21 protein-coding genes and 1 pseudogene are annotated in these 15,788 nt (G+C 58.8%); 21 read left to right on the top strand and 1 reads right to left on the bottom strand.

All coding sequences use genetic code 11. The annotated features are described in order from the left end of the window. The first annotated feature begins 81 nt into the window (after window positions 1–81). The 3 genes from fabD (at window position 82) to ACFWW2_RS03790 (ending at window position 2,196) form a co-directional block, all read left to right on the top strand. On the top strand, window positions 82–1,020 hold the full coding sequence (gene fabD / locus ACFWW2_RS03800) for an ACP S-malonyltransferase (RefSeq protein ID WP_393926328.1): 939 nt from the start codon (window positions 82–84) through the stop codon (window positions 1,018–1,020). Between the two features lie 14 nt (window positions 1,021–1,034). After that, window positions 1,035–1,772, top strand: a complete 738-nt coding sequence (gene fabG, locus ACFWW2_RS03795) for a 3-oxoacyl-[acyl-carrier-protein] reductase (protein ID WP_393926326.1) — start codon at window positions 1,035–1,037, stop codon at window positions 1,770–1,772. Between the two features lie 190 nt (window positions 1,773–1,962). Continuing rightward, window positions 1,963–2,196 carry an acyl carrier protein gene (locus ACFWW2_RS03790; protein ID WP_393926324.1) on the top strand — a complete coding sequence of 78 codons (234 nt, stop codon included), beginning with the start codon at window positions 1,963–1,965 and terminating at the stop codon, window positions 2,194–2,196. A 3-nt stretch (window positions 2,197–2,199) separates the two neighbouring features. Here the strand turns inward: ACFWW2_RS03790 and ACFWW2_RS03785 are convergent, their stop codons facing one another. Next, window positions 2,200–2,973, bottom strand: a complete 774-nt coding sequence (locus tag ACFWW2_RS03785) for a hypothetical protein (protein WP_393926322.1) — start codon at window positions 2,971–2,973, stop codon at window positions 2,200–2,202. A 67-nt stretch (window positions 2,974–3,040) separates the two neighbouring features. On the opposite strand from ACFWW2_RS03785, the gene ACFWW2_RS03780 reads away from it, so the two are divergent. From ACFWW2_RS03780 to ACFWW2_RS03695, 18 genes and pseudogenes are all read left to right on the top strand, one after another. Further along, complete coding sequence (locus ACFWW2_RS03780) at window positions 3,041–3,172, top strand: hypothetical protein (protein WP_393926320.1); 132 nt, start codon at window positions 3,041–3,043, stop codon at window positions 3,170–3,172. Window positions 3,173–3,287: 115 nt separating this feature from the next. Then, window positions 3,288–4,550 carry a beta-ketoacyl-ACP synthase II gene (gene fabF / locus ACFWW2_RS03775; protein WP_393926318.1) on the top strand — a complete coding sequence of 421 codons (1,263 nt, stop codon included), beginning with the start codon at window positions 3,288–3,290 and terminating at the stop codon, window positions 4,548–4,550. Continuing rightward, window positions 4,550–5,707, top strand: coding sequence for an endolytic transglycosylase MltG (gene mltG, locus ACFWW2_RS03770; RefSeq protein WP_393926316.1), 1,158 nt, complete (start codon window positions 4,550–4,552; stop codon window positions 5,705–5,707). Before fabF ends, mltG begins: the two co-directional genes overlap by 1 nt. 173 nt (window positions 5,708–5,880) lie before the next feature. Continuing rightward, window positions 5,881–6,231, top strand: a complete 351-nt coding sequence (locus ACFWW2_RS03765) for a hypothetical protein (RefSeq protein ID WP_393926314.1) — start codon at window positions 5,881–5,883, stop codon at window positions 6,229–6,231. Continuing rightward, the gene (locus ACFWW2_RS03760; protein ID WP_393926573.1) at window positions 6,128–7,498 is read left to right on the top strand and encodes a DNA-packaging protein; all 1,371 of its coding nucleotides are present in this window, start codon (window positions 6,128–6,130) and stop codon (window positions 7,496–7,498) included. Before ACFWW2_RS03765 ends, ACFWW2_RS03760 begins: the two co-directional genes overlap by 104 nt. Window positions 7,499–7,624: 126 nt before the next feature. Next, window positions 7,625–8,803, top strand: a complete 1,179-nt coding sequence (locus ACFWW2_RS03755; protein ID WP_393926312.1) for a phage portal protein — start codon at window positions 7,625–7,627, stop codon at window positions 8,801–8,803. 201 nt (window positions 8,804–9,004) lie between these two features. Continuing rightward, window positions 9,005–9,535, top strand: a complete 531-nt coding sequence (locus ACFWW2_RS03750; protein WP_393926310.1) for an HK97 family phage prohead protease — start codon at window positions 9,005–9,007, stop codon at window positions 9,533–9,535. 31 nt (window positions 9,536–9,566) lie between these two features. Beyond that, window positions 9,567–10,748, top strand: coding sequence for a phage major capsid protein (locus tag ACFWW2_RS03745; RefSeq protein ID WP_393926308.1), 1,182 nt, complete (start codon window positions 9,567–9,569; stop codon window positions 10,746–10,748). A 158-nt stretch (window positions 10,749–10,906) separates the two neighbouring features. Further along, the gene (locus ACFWW2_RS03740; RefSeq protein WP_393926306.1) at window positions 10,907–11,506 is read left to right on the top strand and encodes a head-tail connector protein; all 600 of its coding nucleotides are present in this window, start codon (window positions 10,907–10,909) and stop codon (window positions 11,504–11,506) included. After that, window positions 11,503–11,841, top strand: a complete 339-nt coding sequence (locus tag ACFWW2_RS03735; RefSeq protein WP_393926304.1) for a phage head closure protein — start codon at window positions 11,503–11,505, stop codon at window positions 11,839–11,841. Before ACFWW2_RS03740 ends, ACFWW2_RS03735 begins: the two co-directional genes overlap by 4 nt. Beyond that, complete coding sequence (locus tag ACFWW2_RS03730) at window positions 11,838–12,251, top strand: DUF3168 domain-containing protein (protein ID WP_393926302.1); 414 nt, start codon at window positions 11,838–11,840, stop codon at window positions 12,249–12,251. The genes ACFWW2_RS03735 and ACFWW2_RS03730 overlap by 4 nt, the downstream gene beginning before the upstream one ends. 26 nt (window positions 12,252–12,277) lie before the next feature. Next, a complete protein-coding gene (locus ACFWW2_RS03725) occupies window positions 12,278–12,694 on the top strand; it encodes a phage major tail protein, TP901-1 family (RefSeq protein WP_393926300.1) in 417 nt (138 codons plus the stop codon). After that, the gene (locus tag ACFWW2_RS03720) at window positions 12,694–13,008 is read left to right on the top strand and encodes a gene transfer agent family protein (protein WP_393926299.1); all 315 of its coding nucleotides are present in this window, start codon (window positions 12,694–12,696) and stop codon (window positions 13,006–13,008) included. The genes ACFWW2_RS03725 and ACFWW2_RS03720 overlap by 1 nt, the downstream gene beginning before the upstream one ends. Then, complete coding sequence (locus ACFWW2_RS03715) at window positions 13,005–13,208, top strand: rcc01693 family protein (protein WP_393926297.1); 204 nt, start codon at window positions 13,005–13,007, stop codon at window positions 13,206–13,208. The genes ACFWW2_RS03720 and ACFWW2_RS03715 overlap by 4 nt, the downstream gene beginning before the upstream one ends. Continuing rightward, window positions 13,201–13,860 carry a phage tail tape measure protein gene (locus ACFWW2_RS03710; protein WP_393926295.1) on the top strand — a complete coding sequence of 220 codons (660 nt, stop codon included), beginning with the start codon at window positions 13,201–13,203 and terminating at the stop codon, window positions 13,858–13,860. Before ACFWW2_RS03715 ends, ACFWW2_RS03710 begins: the two co-directional genes overlap by 8 nt. Window positions 13,861–13,871: 11 nt before the next feature. After that, window positions 13,872–14,504: a TIGR02217 family protein gene (locus ACFWW2_RS03705; protein ID WP_393926293.1), complete on the top strand. Its 633-nt coding sequence runs from the start codon at window positions 13,872–13,874 to the stop codon at window positions 14,502–14,504. After that, on the top strand, window positions 14,501–15,385 hold the full coding sequence (locus ACFWW2_RS03700; protein WP_393926291.1) for a DUF2163 domain-containing protein: 885 nt from the start codon (window positions 14,501–14,503) through the stop codon (window positions 15,383–15,385). The genes ACFWW2_RS03705 and ACFWW2_RS03700 overlap by 4 nt, the downstream gene beginning before the upstream one ends. Continuing rightward, window positions 15,382–15,660, top strand: a pseudogene (locus tag ACFWW2_RS03695) (peptidase); the annotation flags it as partial. The gene ACFWW2_RS03700 and the pseudogene ACFWW2_RS03695, both read left to right, overlap by 4 nt. Between the last annotated feature and the right edge of the window lie 128 nt (window positions 15,661–15,788).

Here is a 15,788-nt window from a genome sequence, read left to right as displayed (position 1 = left end):
ATCAGTTTGCAGTTCGCTTGTGCGGCGGTCGCGAGCAGGGTAAGCCAAGGACAAGAAACAAGAATGACAGGAGGGGGGCCCATGCGGGCATTTGTATTTCCGGGCCAGGGAGCGCAGGCGATTGGCATGGGCAAGGCGTTGGCTGATGCCTATCCTGCGGCCAGGGCCGTGTTTGATGAAGTTGATGACGCGCTGGGCGAAGATTTGTCCGGCATGATCTGGGAAGGCGATATTGCCGACCTGACCCTGACACGCAATGCCCAGCCCGCGTTGATGGCGACCTCATTGGCGGCGATGCGCGCGCTAGATTCTGAGGGCGTTTCGAATACAGCAGCATCCTTTGTGGCCGGTCATTCGCTGGGTGAGTATTCCGCCCTTGCCGCTGCCGGCGCGTTGAGTGTGGCGGACACCGCCAAACTGTTGCGGACCCGCGGAACAGCCATGCAAGAGGCTGTTCCGGTGGGTGTTGGGGCTATGGCTGCTCTGCTGGGCCTGGATTTTGAGACAGCCCGCGCCGTGGCCGAAGAGGCTGGACAGGGTGAGGTGTGTGAGGCGGCCAACGACAATGATCCCGCGCAGGTGGTTGTATCCGGTCACAAGGCGGCGGTGGAACGTGCCGTTGAGATTGCCAAGGAGAAGGGGGCCAGGCGCGCGGTTCTGCTGCCGGTCAGCGCACCTTTCCATTGTAGCCTGATGGCCCCGGCTGCTGACGTGATGTCGCAAGCATTGGAAGACGTGCAGATCGTCGCCCCGCAGGTGCCGCTGGTGGCCAATGTATCCGCTGAAGCGGTGACCGATCCGGCAGAAATCCGGACGCTGCTGATCAAACAGGTCACGGGTTCGGTGCGCTGGCGTGAGAGTGTGGCCTACATGGCTGCGAAAGGTGTGACTGAGATTTACGAGATTGGAGCAGGCAAGGCGCTTTCCGGGATGGTAAAGCGGATTGATCGCGCCGTCACGGTAAGCGCGGTTGGCACGCCGGAAGATGTTGTCGCCGCAGTCGCCGCCATAAATGCATAAAGAAGGGGTCATATATGTTTGAGTTGACAGGAAAGAATGCGCTAGTCACCGGTGCGTCGGGCGGTATCGGTGCAGCCATTGCGAAAGGCCTGCACGCTGCTGGCGCCACGGTCGCGCTGTCTGGTACGCGGGTTGATCCGCTAGAGGCGCTGGCCGCAGAATTGGGCGAGCGCGCCCATGTGTTGCCGTGCAACCTGAGCGATGCCGAAGCTGTAAATGCCCTGCCGAAACAGGCCGCCGATGCGATGGGCTCCGTCGATATTCTGGTGAATAATGCAGGCATCACACGCGACAATATCTTCATGCGCATGTCGGATGAGGAATGGGCATCGGTGCTGGAGGTCAACCTGACCTCGACTATGCGCCTATGCAAGGGTGTGATCCGCGGCATGATGAAGTCGCGTTGGGGCCGGATCGTGAATATTTCGTCCGTTGTAGGTGCCACAGGCAATCCGGGGCAGGCGAATTATGCTGCGTCCAAGGCGGGTATGGTGGGAATGTCGAAATCCATCGCCTATGAGGTCGCCAGCCGGGGTATTACCGTCAATTGTGTGGCACCGGGGTTTATTACAACGGCCATGACCGACAAGTTGACTGACGATCAGAAGTCCGGAATTCTTACGCAAGTTCCCGCTGGACGGATGGGTGACGCCGACGAGATTGCGGCTGCCGTACTGTATCTTTCAAGCCCTGAAGCAGCTTATGTCACCGGTACCACCTTGCATGTGAACGGTGGCATGGCCATGTTCTGACCGGGCGGCGCGAAACCGTTTGCCTGAGCGGAATTCTCTGATATAGGCCACGCAGATTTGCCGAAAGGTGCATGTATCTCACGTCAGTCAGTGAATGCGCAGATTGGTGAAGCCCCTTGTGGGGCACGAAGACGGGCTGACGCCCAAAGGTAAAAACGGGTGCAAACCCAGAAAGACAAGAGGAATTGACATGAGCGACGTTGCTGACCGCGTGCGCAAGATCGTTGTAGAACATCTTGGTGTTGAAGAAGACAAAGTGACGGAATCTGCGTCCTTCATTGATGATCTTGGTGCTGACAGCCTGGACACAGTCGAACTGGTCATGGCCTTTGAAGAAGAATTCGGCATTGAAATCCCTGATGATGCCGCCGAGACCATCCAGACATTTGGTGATGCGGTGAAGTTCATCAACGGCGCCCAGTAAGCGCTAGACGATCGTTTCAGAGCGGCGTCCCCTGCGGGCGCCGTTTTTTTGTGTCTTGCCGGTTTCGCGCGCGGTGACATTCTTTGAGACCTTGCGCACGACGCCTTGCCGCAATGTGGTTTTGAAATTGATGCCGGAATAGTGTGAATTGCTCCACTGTACGGTTCCTGCAATCCATTCATCAAATATCAGAATGCTGATCGCGCTTTTTTCTGTAAGCGGTGTCGCGGTGTCTTGTGCAAGCTTGGCCCCATATCCGCTGATGTCGTGGAGCACGCCGTATTTTGTTTGATCGTTGATCAAATACTTCGTTTCGAATTTCGCTGGATGCCGCTTGGTCCGGCGGCGTCGCAGCGCAATCCATGCCGAAATCACCTTGGTCCCGGCGATGCCAGCTATGATGATGGTCGAGACTATAAGGATATTGGTTGGGTCCAGAACCTCTTTCGCGGCGTTGCGCAGAACCTCTGCCGCACTATCATCGCTGTCTGGCCGTGCCGTTGCGGCATCGGCTGCGATCTGGCTTTCAGTGCAGCGCATATCGCCAAGGAATCTTCCGACCGCCTGCAAGTCCGCCTGCACCTCCGGGTTGCTGAAGAAGACTCGGGCCTGCAATGGGTCATCAATGCTCGCGCGCTGCACCAGTTCCCTTGTGTTTCGCATGAATCGGGCGAATGTCGCTCCCTTGCCAGTCAGCGGACCTGCCCCTATTGCGGTTTGCACCTGCTGGTCGGCAATCACACCGAGTTGGGCGCGCAAGAAGCGTATGTCAGACACGTACATTGGAGAGAGTGTATCGCGTGCAAGCCTGGTTTGGACTGCGTGTAGATTATCGACCGCATCAATGACGGCGCAGTTCGCCCGTGCCATGTTCGCCATGCTGCACAGGCATATCACAACAGTCAGAACGGCGGTTAGTGATCGCATCGTCGTCTCCGGGCCGGTATTGGTTTCCGAGTTAAACGCCAAGCGTTAATGGCCGGTGAAACGCTGCAGGCGGTGACTGGCTGGAATGATCCGCCCGCCCTTGCCCCTGAGCCGCAGGCTGGGGTATCAGTGGTGCCAAATACGCCAAGAGGTGAGGGCAGAATATGCGTCGCGTAGTAGTAACAGGCCTTGGACTGGTGACACCCCTTGCGGATGGGGTGGACGCGAGTTGGGAGCGGATACTGGACGGGCAGTCCGGGGCAGGGCGTATCACGGGATTCGATCCCAGCCGTCTGACAACAGAATATGCCTGCGAGGTGCCTTTGGGCGACGGAACCAACGGCACCTTTAATGCTGATAAGTATCTGGAGCCCAAGGAGCAGCGTAAGGTTGATACCTTTATCCTGTTCGGCATGGCCGCTGCAGAGCAGGCGATTACTGATGCGGGTTGGGCCCCTGAGGACCGTGAGAGCCTTGAGCGGACGGGGGTCATGATCGGGTCGGGTATCGGTGGTTTGAATTCTATCGCCAATACCGCCGTGATGATGGCAGAGAAGGGCCCGCGCCGTGTTTCCCCGTTCTTTGTGCCGGGCGCGCTGATCAACCTGATTTCCGGTCAGGTGTCGATCAAGTACGGGTTTCGTGGCCCCAACCACGCTGTTGTCACCGCCTGTTCGACCGGTGCCCATGCGATTGGCGATGCGTCCCGGTTGATCCAGCATGGCGATGCAGATGTGATGATCGCCGGGGGTGCGGAAGCTGCCATTTGCGAGATCGGGATTGCCGGGTTCAACGCCTGCAAGGCGCTGAGCACGGAACATAACGATGATCCGACCAAGGCCAGCCGCCCCTGGGACAAGGACCGTGACGGGTTTGTCATGGGTGAGGGGGCTGGCATTGTTGTGCTGGAGGAATATGAACACGCCAAGGCGCGCGGTGCCCGGATTTATGCCGAGGTGCTGGGTTACGGGCTGAGCGGTGACGCATATCACATCACCGCACCGCCCCCTGATCATGAAGGCGCTGAGCGCGCTATGCGTGCCGCCTGCCGCAACGCCGGTATCGAGCCGAGCCAGATTGATTACGTAAATGCCCATGGTACATCGACCATGGCTGACACCATTGAGTTGGGCGCTGTTGAACGGCTGGTCGGACCCGAGGCCGCCGCAAAACTGACAATGTCTTCGACGAAATCGGCCACGGGTCATCTGTTGGGCGCTGCGGGCGCGATTGAGGCAATATTTTCGATCCTCGCTATTCGCGATCAAGTTGCCCCGCCAACAATCAATCTGGATAATCCTGATGTCGAGACCGAGGTTGATCTATGCGCCAATGCCAAGCGTGAGCGCCGGATTGATGTCGCCTTGTCAAATTCCTTTGGCTTTGGTGGCACGAATGCCAGCGTCGTCTTTGGGAAAGTTGACTGATGTGGCGCCATATCGCGGCCAACGCGTTGACCTTTCTGATTGTCGCCCTGTTTCTGTTGGTCGGGGCCGTCAGTTGGGGCACAAGCCAATATCGTAGCGCCGGGCCGTTGGAGCAGGCGATGTGCCTGCAGGTGCCATCCGGGTCGAATATGCGGTCGCTTGCCGCGCAGTTGGAGGAGAAGGGCGCAGTTACCTCGCCCGTGATATTTCGGATGGGTGCGGATTACTCCGACAAATCCCGTTTGTTGAAGGCTGGGAGTTTTCGAGTTCCTGAAAATGCCTCTATGGAAGATATTGTCGATATCGTCACCAAGGGTGGGCGCAATACCTGCGGGACGGAAGTAATTTACCGGGTTGGTGTGAACCGGACGCTGGTGGATGTCCGCGAGTTGGATCCTGCCACAAACCGCTTTGTCGAGATTGTGAGCTTTAACGCGGAAGATCTGGAAGTGCCTGCGGAATATGCAGAGATACGCCAATCTGCCGATACGACCTATCGTGTGACTGTGGCGGAAGGCGTGACGAGTTGGCAGGTGGCCTATGCCTTGGGCGAGTTGGATGTTCTGCGCACCGATGTCACCGAGACCCCGCCGGAAGGTTTCCTGGCCCCTGGCAGTTATGACTTGCGTGAAGGTGAGGCGGTTTCGTCAATCCTTGATCAGATGCAGTCCGCGCAGGAAGAGATTCTGGCGGAAACATGGGCATCGCGCGCCGATAATCTACCAATTTCGACACCGGAAGAGGCGCTGATCCTTGCCAGTATTGTTGAAAAGGAGACCGGTGTCGCCGAGGAGCGCCGTCAGGTGGCAAGTGTCTTTGTAAACCGCCTGAACCGCGGGATGCGGCTGCAGACGGACCCAACGGTGATCTATGGCATTACCCAAGGCGAAGGTGTTCTGGGGCGCGGATTGCGCCAGAGTGAGCTGCGCGCTGCGACACCTTGGAATACCTATGTGATCGAAGGCTTGCCGCCAACGCCGATTGCCAACCCGGGCCGGGCCAGCATTGAGGCGGCCCTGAATCCCGACACAACGGATTACATTTTCTTTGTTGCCGACGGGACCGGTGGCCATGCGTTTGCGACCAATCTTGACGATCACAATCGCAATGTTGCCCGCTGGCGCGAGATCGAGGCTGAACGCGCAAGCGATGGTTAAGTTTCTGTAAAAGTTAACAGTTTCTGAAGTCACCGTCGCGCTCACAACCCCAGATTGATTGACTTTATATGTGGCGAAGTCGTAGTTTCGCCCGGCTAGAAGACGTGGTTTTGCAGGCTTTTGCGGCTACGGCTCTCGACTGTAACGGAAGCATCCTTACAGGCCACTAAATCATGAATGAATTGAACGTACGGGCTGTTGAAGGCCCAGATGAGACGCTTGAGCGTTTGACTGAGATTTCCCGGTTGTTTGCCAGTATTCACGGTGCCCTTGATCAGACGATTGCGACTTTTGAAGCTTCGGGCGGCGAGAATTCGCAGGCCGTTATTGCCAAATTGAATGAATTAGAGGCTGCGCATCGCAGGGTGGTGGCGATTGAGGAGACAATTCATGCTTACCAAGGAAAACCTGTCGGCGTCGATGACACTGATTTCGAAGCAGTTCGCGCTGAGATCGGGGGCCAGCTTGATCGCCTCCGCGCAGCCATCGAGGCAGAAAAGCTTTCTGGCGACGCTGACCTCTGAGCAGCTTGCCGCGCTGCCATATTTGTTTGATTTCTGGGCGATGCCGCATCAGGTGCCACCTGAGGGCGACTGGCGTACATGGGTGATCCTGGGTGGGCGTGGTGCTGGTAAGACCCGTGCCGGGGCAGAGTGGGTGCGGACCATGGTTGAGGGACCACGTCCGGCGGTCCCCGGTGCGGCGCACCGTGTCGCGCTGATCGCCGAGACGATTGAGCAGGCCCGCGAAGTCATGGTGTTTGGCGAAAGTGGCATCATGGCCGTGTCGCCGCCGGATCGGCAGCCTGAATGGGTGCCGGGCCGCCGGATGTTGATCTGGCCCAATGGTGCGACCGCGCAGTTGTTTTCGGCGCATGAGCCGGAAAGCCTGCGTGGTCCGCAATTTGACGCTGCCTGGGTTGATGAGTTGGCCAAGTGGCGTCGGGGGGCAGAGACATGGGATATGCTGCAGTTTGGACTGCGCCTGGGGGATGACCCGCGCGCTTGCGTGACCACAACACCCCGCCGCAATGGGGCCTTGCGTGATGTGTTGGCGCGGCCATCTACGGTGGTGACCCATGCCCCGACCCAGGCCAATCGTGCCAATTTGGCAGAAAGCTTTCTGACAGAGATCGAGGCACGTTACGGCGGTACCTCGCTTGGTCGTCAGGAGATTGAGGGTGCTTTGATTGAGGATGTCGAAGGTGCGTTGTGGCGGGCGCGACAATTGGCGGATTGTCAGTTGGCGGGCTTTCCGACCCTTGATCGCGTGGTTGTCGCCATTGATCCACCCGGGACATCTCATGCGGGTTCCGATGATTGCGGTATCGTTGTGGCGGGTGTTACAATGGCGGGTCCTGTTCAGGACTGGCGCGCCTATGTTCTGGCAGATCTGACACGCAGCGCAGCCAGCCCGACCGACTGGGCGCAAGCTGCCATTGATGCCATGGACCATTATGATGCCGACCGATTGGTCGCGGAGGTGAACCAGGGTGGCGATATGGTGGAGGCTGTCGTCAGGCAGATTGATCCGCTGGTGTCCTATCGATCTGTTCATGCCTCAAAGGGGAAGTCGGCGCGGGCTGAACCCATTGCAGCCCTTTATGAGCAAGGTCGCGTTTTCCACGCGCGTGGATTGGGCGCGCTGGAGGACCAGATGTGCCAGATGACCACCCGAGGATTCGATGGAAAAGGTTCACCAGACCGCGTCGATGCATTGGTCTGGGCGTTGCATGATCTGATGATTGAACCGGCTGTGAAATGGCGCAACCCCAGTATACGCGGGCTTTGACGGTGTTGCGGAGGGCACCGTGCGGTGCTGTTCCGGCTTCGTAATCATTCGGATGCAAATTGTTTTTCATGGATCGCAGACGGTCATGACCGACTGGCCCAAGCGACTGGCACCGAGGAGTTTTGGATGTTTGAATTTTTGAGCCGTGCGAAGCCGGACGAGGCGCCGACCGAGGTGAAAGCCTCGGCCACGGGTCGCGTGCTGGCGATGTCCGGTGCCGGTCGTGTGGCCTGGTCCCCGCGTGATGTGGTGTCGCTGACCCGGGCCGGATTCATCGGCAATCCGATTGGATTTCGCGCCGTCAAGTTGATTGCCGAAGCGGCCGCCGCGTTGCCGGTTGTTTTGCAGGATGCCGAGCGGCGCTATGACACCCATCCGGTGCAGGCATTGTTGGCACGCCCGAACGGAGGACAGGGCCGGGCGGAACTGCTGGAAGCCCTGTTCGGTCAGGTTCTGCTGACCGGCAATGGCTATGTTGAGGCTGTTGCCGATGATGCGCTGCCGGTTGAAATGCATGTTTTGCGGTCAGATCGGATGCAGGTTGTGCCCGGTCCTGATGGTTGGCCTGTGGGTTACGAGTATCATGTCAATGGCCGCAAACATCGGTTTGCCGTGGCGGATGGGTTGAGCCCGATTTGCCATATCAAGAGTTTTCATCCGCAGGACGATCATTACGGGTTTTCGGCGTTGCAGGCGGCAGCAAGTGCAATTGACGTCCACAATGCCGCATCGCGGTGGTCAAAGGCGTTGCTGGATAACGCCGCCCGTCCGTCTGGTGCGATTGTCTATCGCGGGGTGGATGGCCAGGCTTCGCTGAGTGCCGATCAGTATGACCGGCTGCTGGGCGAGATGGAGACCCAGCACCAAGGCGCCCGGAATGCAGGCCGCCCGATGTTGCTGGAAGGGGGATTGGATTGGAAGCCGATGGGCTTTTCACCCTCTGACATGGAGTTTCAGAAGACCAAAGAGGCGGCGGCGCGTGAGATTGCCATTGCTTTTGGTGTCCCGCCGATGCTGCTGGGTATTCCGGGTGATGCCACCTACGCGAATTATCAAGAGGCAAACCGTGCCTTTTATCGCCTGACTGTTTTGCCACTGGCCACACGGGTGATGAGTGCATTGGCCGACTGGCTGTCGGATTTCAGCGGTGAACGCATTGAGTTGCGGCCTGATCTGGATCAGATCCCTGCACTGTCGGCTGAACGTGATGCCCAATGGCGGCGCGTGAGTGAGGCGTCGTTCCTGACTGATGCTGAGAAGCGCAGTTTGCTGGGCCTGCCCGCGCTGGAGGTTGGCGATGGATAACAAGGTTGTTGATTTGAAGGGCCAGCCGCGTCAACCGACGCAACCCCCGGTGTCTGATTTCTGGTTTGCCCAGGTGGATGTGCGATTGGGACGGATCGAGTTCATGGTGTCGCGGTTGGAATGGCAGATTTGGCTCATCGTTTGTGGCTGCGCCGGCCTGTTGGTTTTCGAGATTGTCAAAGCGCTAAGCGGGAGACCCCTATGAATTTGGAACACAAGTTTTGCCAGCTCGGTGCGGATGTCACGGTGACGGATGGCACGATCATCAGTGGTTATGCATCACTGTTCGGCAAGTCAGACCAAGGCGGTGATATCGTGGAGCCCGGTGCCTATGAAGCGTCGCTGGCCAAGGGCCGTCAGGTCAAAATGCTTTGGCAGCATGATCCGGCCCAGCCGATTGGTGTTTGGGATGAGGTGCGTGAGGATGCCAAGGGCCTGTGGGTCAAGGGCCGGTTGCTGACCGATGTCGCCAAGGGCCGCGAGGCGGCATCGCTGATCGGGGCAGGGGCGATTGATGGCTTGTCCATTGGTTACCGCACGGTGAAGGCCCGCAAGGACGACAAGGGCGGACGCCTTTTGTCGGAACTGGAGCTTTGGGAAGTGTCGCTGGTGACGTTTCCGATGCTTCCTGATGCGCGTGTGGGAGCCAAGGGGGATGACCCGGCGGAGACCACGATGCGCGACTTGGCCGCTGCATTCGAGAATGCACGCCTGATGATGGCACGGGACTAACCCCGCCAGACCACAATCAAAGGATCGATTGATGACCAAGACTGAGACCAAGTCTCGGGCCGGGGAAGATGTGTCTCCTGCCCAGGAACTGAGCGCTGCGATAGCCGGGTTCATGAGTGAATTCAAAGACTTTTCCCACGGCGTGAATGCCAAACTTCAAAAACAGGATGACCGGATGAATAAGCTGGATCGAAAGACGATGATGAATGCCCGCCCTGCGCTGGCCGCTGCCGCCGCTGAGGACGCGCCACATCAGAAGGCCTTTGCTGCCTATCTGCGGTCAGGCGATGACGATGCGCTGCGTGGCCTTGATCTGGAAGGCAAGGCGCTGAGCACGGCTGTTGCCGCGGATGGCGGTTATCTGGTGGATCCGCAGACAGCGGACCGCATCCAGAGCACGCTGAGTTCGACCGCGTCGATCCGTGCGATTGCCAATGTGGTAAATGTTGATGCGACATCCTTTGACGTGTTGGTTGATCATTCCGAGCTGGGTGCTGGTTGGGCCACCGAGGCGAGTGCTGTTGCTGAAACAGATACCCCGCAGATCGAGCGGATTTCGATCCCGCTGCATGAGCTGTCGGCCTTGCCCAAAGCGTCGCAGCGGCTGCTGGATGACAGCGCCTTTGACATCGAGGGTTGGTTGGCTGGCCGGATCGCGGACAAGTTCGCGCGCTCTGAGGCCAATGCGTTCATCAATGGTGATGGCGTTGATAAGCCGACCGGTATTCTGACTTACCCCACGGTGGATGACGAAAGCTGGGCCTGGGGCAGTCTTGGGTATGTGCCGTCGGGGACCGCGGGCGGTATCACGCGCGCTGATGCGATTGTTGATCTGGTCTATGCGCTGGGTGCTGAATACCGCGCCAACGCCACATTTGTGATGAATTCCAAGACCGCCGGTCATGTCCGCAAGCTGAAGGACAATGACGGTCGCTTTGTCTGGGTCGATGGCCTGGCCGTTGGTGAACCGGCCCGTCTGATGGGCTATCGCGTTCTGATTTCCGAAGACATGCCGGATATCGACACCGATACGATGGGCATTGCCTTTGGTGATTTTACCGCCGGCTACACCGTTGCCGAACGCCCTGATCTGCGTGTCCTGCGCGATCCGTTCTCGGCCAAGCCGCATGTGCTGTTCTATGCCACCAAACGTGTCGGCGGTGCGGTGAGTGACTTTGCTGCGATCAAGCTGTTGAAATTCGCGGTCAGCTAACCCTGACCGTGATGGGACCACCTTGACCGGTGGTCCGACCCCGGGCGCATGTCAGGCAATCCCCGCATTGTCTAGCTGCTCCCTTCCGTCCGAGCAATGCGGGGGGCGTTTTGCGCCCGGGGAACCCAAGGACGAACAGTGATTTTCGGAGTAATTCCATGATGTTAGTCGAAGAGACCACCGTGCCGCAATTGGCGCTGCCGGTCGCACAATTCAAAGACCATATGCGCCTTGGTTCGGGCTTCGCCGATGATGGAGTGCAAGATCCGGTTCTGGAAAGCTATCTGCGCGCGAGCATGGCGGCGATCGAGGCGCGGACCGGAAAGATCCTGATCGAACGTGAGTTCAGCTGGACATTGACCGCCTGGCGCGATGATCGCCGTCAGCCGCTGCCGGTCGCGCCGGTGAATGCGATTACAGCGGTGATGCTGATCGACATGAATGGTGACGAGACCTTTGCGGATGGTGATGCGTGGTATTTGGAGCCGGACAGTCAGCGCCCCGCTTTCAAGGCCACGTCAGCCTGTTTGCCAGCAGTGCCGGTGAACGGCTCGGTCCGTATCGGGATGCTGGCGGGGTTTGGCCCTGAATGGGGTGATCTGCCTGCAGATCTTGGCCAGGCTGTGATGATGCTGGCCGCCCACTATTATGAGTATCGCCATGATGTATCGCATGGCACCCCCGCTATGCCCTTTGGTGTTTCGTCGCTGATCGAGCGCTACCGTACGGTGCGGTTGTTCATGGGTGGCCGGGTATGAGCAGCCCGCATCTGAACAGATCGCTGGTTTTGGAGGCGCCGATGCGCCTATCAGACGGCGCTGGCGGCTTTACACGCGATTGGCAGCCGCTTGGTGTGTTGTGGGCGCAGGTCAAGCCGGGATCGGGCAAGGAGGCAGCCGCCTTTGCCGCGACGGTTTCCCGCGTGCCACTGAAGATCATCGTGAGGGCCGCACCCTATGGCACCCCGTCACGTCCGGTAGCCGGGCAGCGGTTTCGCGAGGGCGACCGCCTGTATCATATCAATGCTGTGGCGGAGAAGGACGCGCATGCCCGCTATCTGATCTGCTTTGCTGAAGAGGAGGTGGCGTCATGAGCTATGGCGTTGCGGCGGCATTGCAGACCGCGATTTATCAAACGCTGTCCACTGATCCTGGCTTGGCCGCCTTGGTGGGCACGTCGATCTTTGACGCCCTGCCATCCGGCACCTTGCCGCCCCTTTACATTGTATTGGGGTCCGAGGATGCGCGAGATGCATCAGACAAAACCGGCGGTGGTGCCTTGCACGAGTTCACCGTCACAATTGTGACGGAGAGTGCCGGTTTCGCCTCGGCCAAGGTGGCTGCTGCGGCGGTGTCGGACGCGCTTGTCAACGCCGACCTGGTGTTGTCGCGCGGCGCGCTGGTGTCCCTGAATTTCTACAAGGCGAAGGCCGCCCGCGTTGGCACGGGTGATGTCCGCCAGATCAACCTGATTTTTCGTGCCCGCGTGGCGGATGACACGTAACCGAGACCTTTGAAGGAGTAACGCCGATGGTGGCCCAGAACGGAAAAGACCTGCTGATCAAAATTGATATGACAGGTGACGGACTATTTGAAACGGCGGCAGGGCTACGTGCAACCCGCATCAGTTTCAATGCGGAAAGCGTGGATGTGACCAGTCTGGAAAGCTCTGGCGGCTGGCGTGAATTGCTGGGTGGTGCCGGTGTCAAGACGGCCTCAATCTCGGGCTCTGGTGTGTTCAAGGACGAATCCACTGATGAGCGGGCGCGCCAGATATTCTTCGACGGCGAAGTGCCGGACTTTCAGGTCATCATACCGGATTTCGGGACTGTTGAGGGACCTTTCCAGATCACATCGATTGAATATGCGGGTTCGCATAATGGCGAGGCCACGTATGAGCTGGCGTTGGCGTCGGCGGGTGCGTTGACGTTCACGGCGTTGATCTGATGGCGAACCCCTGGACGGGCGAGGTGACGGTGCAGATTGATGGCAAGCCATGCGTCTGCAAGCTGACGTTGGGTGCGCTTGCCGAGTTGGAAGGCAGCCTCGGCGAAGGCTCCCTTGTCGATCTGATCCGTCGTTTTGAGGGGGGTGCATTTTCGGGGCGCGATGTAATGGCGGTCATTGTCGCCGGTTTGCGAGGTGGTGGCTGGATTGGGACAGCGTCAGATTTGATTGCAGCCGAGATCGAAGGCGGGCCTGTGGGCGCGGCCAAGGCTGCTGCGACCTTGCTGGCCCGTGCGTTTGCCCCGCCATCATGATCGGTTTGGATTGGCCGGGTCTGATGCGGGCCGGGTTGTATGGCCTGCGTCTGACCCCCGCCGAGTTCTGGGCGCTGACCCCTGCTGAACTGCAACTGATGCTGGGCCTGAGCAAGGCGCAAGTCGCCATGGGCCGTAGCCGTCTTGATGAATTGCAGGCGCGATTCCCTGACACACCAAAGGATGTGAAGAATGGATGATTTGGACAAGCTTGATGCGCTGGAAAGCGATGTCAGCGCGTTGGAGCGGACGCTGGGAGATACGGCGGCCATGACGGCTGCCTTCGACGACCAGTTGCGCGGGATGCAGGGCGCGCTGAGTGAAACAACGCGCGATCTGGGTAATCTGGAACGTGGATTTTCGAACGGCCTGCGTCGCGCCTTCGATGGTCTGCTGCTTGATGGCAAGAACCTGTCGGACGTGTTGAGCGGTCTGGCCACATCCATGATCGACACTGCCTACTCTGCCGCAACCCGACCCGTTATGGATCATTTTGGCGGTGTGCTGGCCGATGGTTTGAATGCTGCTGTGTCGAGCATGATGCCCTTTGCTGATGGTGCCCCATTTTCGCAAGGGCGTGTCATGCCCTTTGCCAAGGGCGGTGTTGTCAGCGGTCCGATGACATTTCCGATGCAAGGCGGCACGGGGCTGATGGGCGAGGCGGGACCCGAGGCGATCATGCCGTTGTCGCGCGGGGCTGACGGGCGTCTGGGTGTACGCACCCAAGGCAGCGGATCGGTCACGGTCAACATGAATATATCAACCCCGGATGCTCAGGGATTTCAGCGCAGTCAGGGGCAGATAGCCACACAGATGGCGCGCGCCTTGGGCCGCAGTCAGCGTAATCGGTAAGGGAGCGGCAGATGGCATTTCACGAGGTAAGATTTCCTGCTTCACTGAGCTTCGGCTCGGTCGGGGGACCGGAGCGGCGCACGGATATTGTAACTTTGGCGAACGGGTTTGAGGAGCGGAACACACCCTGGGCGCACTCGCGCAGACGGTACGATGCCGGGTTTGGCTTGCGGTCACCGGATGATGTCGAAGCGCTGATCGCGTTCTTCGAGGCGCGTCAGGGCCAGTTGATCGGCTTTCGCTGGAAGGATTGGAGTGACTACAAATCCTGCCCGCCCTCGCAGGACGTCGGCGCGTTAGATCAGCTGATTGCTTTTGGCGATGAAGTGACGGATCGCTTTCAGCTGATCAAGACCTATCGGTCCGGTGAGACAACGTATGATCGCCCCATATCGAAACCTGTTGTCGGTTCAGTGCGCGTCTCGGTTGGTGGCGATCCTTTGCAGGAGGATGTGGATTACACCGTCGATCATGAGACCGGGGCCATTTCGTTCGATCATCCGCCTGATCTGGCGGCTGAAGTGCGAGCCGGTTTTGAGTTCGATGTGCCGGTGCGTTTCGATAGCGATGTCATCCTGACGTCGCTATCGAACTTTCAGGCCGGTGAAGCACCGAATGTACCAGTAGTGGAGATCAGGGTATGAGTGCTGGTGATCTGCAGGCTCATCTGGCCACTGGCGCCACGCATGTCTGCCATTGCTGGGCTTTGGTGCGGCGTGACGGCGTAACATTTGGATTTACCGATCATGACCGGCCCATTCGGTTTGAGGGCATGGAATTCATGCCGGAACGTGGTCTTTCTGCCCGCGCGCTGGCAAGCACAACCGGCCTTTCGGTTAACAATACCGAGGCATTGGGTGTGCTGCAGTCTGATGCGATCACAGAGGCGGATATTGAAGCGGGCCGGTATGATGGGGCGCAGGTCACGACATGGCTTGTTCAGTGGGACAATCCCGATGCGCGACAGGTCCGGTTTGCCGGCACACTGGGTGAGATCACACGCAATTCTGGCGGCTTTCAGGCCGAGCTTCGGGGTTTGACAGATGCGTTGAACCAGCCGCAAGGCCGCTCGTATCTGACCGGGTGTAGTGCAGTGTTGGGTGATGCGCGCTGCCGCTTTGATCTGACCGATCCTGCGTTTTCTGTTGAGATTGCCGTTGATGCGGTCGCAGAAGCGCAGGTGTTTCAGTTTGCCGATCTCGGGTTGTTCAATGATCGCTGGTTCGAGGGCGGCATGCTGGAGGTCCTGTCTGGTGCCGCCAAGGGTCTGAATGGCGTCATCAAGCTGGATCAGGCCGGCCAAGACATGCGGGCCATCACGCTTTGGCAGCCTATCCAGGCCAGCGTTGGCGTCGGTGATCAGGTGCGCTTGATAGCCGGGTGTGACAAGCGTGCCGAAACGTGTCGAGAGAAGTTTTCCAACCTGATCAACTTTCAGGGTTTCCCTGACACTCCGGGCGATGACTGGCTGGTCAATGTCCCTCGCTCTGACGGTGGCAATTCTGGCGGAAGCCTGACCAGATGAGCGAAGTCTTCGTTCAATTAGCCAGATCATGGATTGGTACGCCCTATCTGCATCAGGCGTCGATGAAGGGCGTTGGTTGCGATTGCCTGGGGCTGATCAGAGGGGTGTGGCGCGAGGTTTTCGGCGAAGAGCCGGAGAAGGTGCCGGCCTACACCGCCGACTGGTCTGAGCCGCAGGGTGATGAAAGACTGTTGGCAGCGGCCTCGCGTCACATGCGACGCGCTGAGGGTGAGATGGCGATTGGTCAGGTTCTGTTGTTTCGGATGCGGGATGGGGTGGATGGCCCCTGCTTCAACGGGCGTCGCAATGCGCCATAGTGCAGTTGTCGTTAACCGCTTATGAGAGGAGCCACCCAATGCAAGTTACCACAATCGGCCTTGATTTGGCCAAGAACACCTTTCAG

Source organism: Yoonia sp. R2-816, from assembly GCF_046762905.1.
Taxonomy (GTDB): Bacteria; Pseudomonadota; Alphaproteobacteria; order Rhodobacterales; family Rhodobacteraceae; genus Yoonia.
The sequence above is the reverse complement of the archived record's forward strand: the minus strand, read 5'-3'. Positions and strand labels throughout refer to the sequence as shown.